The organism is Methylolobus aquaticus (assembly GCF_054172105.1).
On record NZ_JBSYXP010000056.1, the window covers coordinates 1 to 753 of the forward strand.

At 58.7% G+C, this 753-nt stretch carries 1 protein-coding gene; it reads left to right on the forward strand.

Translation table 11 applies throughout. The annotated features are described in order from the left end of the window. Positions 1-753: hypothetical protein (locus ACW73L_RS22155; RefSeq protein WP_498924709.1), on the forward strand; the 753-nt coding region annotated here is incomplete at both ends.

The following is a 753-nucleotide window of genomic DNA, read 5'->3' on the forward strand; positions in this document are numbered from 1 at the left end:
TTCCCCGATCAGCAGATTTTCACCACCAGCACCTCGAAAACCCTCACGCTGAAAAATACCAGCACCAAAACGGAAAGTATTTTTACCATCAGCGAAAAGGACGAAAACTATACGATGACGATGAATTCCTGCGGCGCCTCGCTGTCGCCAGGCCAGAGCTGCGCCGTCAGCTTCGCCTTCGCCCCGCTGTCGACCGGCAACCTCCCAGCCAACCTGTATATCGGAACCTCGCTAACGAAGAACAATATCGCGATCACCGGCAAGGGCGTCGACCCCGTCGCCACCAAAATCGGCCCCAAGAAATGGCATCCGGGACACTACGTCCAACTGCCCAACAAAGTGACCCTGGCCGATGTCAAGGTCATCCTGCCGCAGATCCCGCCGGAGATTAAGGGCGTCATGGTCCCGGTCATCTGGAGCAAGGTCGAAACCTCAAAGGGCGTCTACGACTTCTCGACCATCAAGGCCGAATTCAACGTCATCAAGGGTCGTGGCAAACGCATGGTCGTGCTGTTCGAGGACATGTGGTTCGATAACGCCACCCCGCAGTGCGTGCCAAAATATATGTTGAGCGATCCGGTCTATGAAGGCGGCCAGCAGGTCGGCTTGAACGCCGAGGGCCAACCCGCCGGCTGCGAGACCAAGCGCTGGGTACCGGCGGTCATGGACCGCATCATCGCGGCGCACCAGGCGCTGGGTAAGGCACTCGACCAGGACCCGCTGTTCGAGGGCGTCACCACTGAAGAAAGCGCC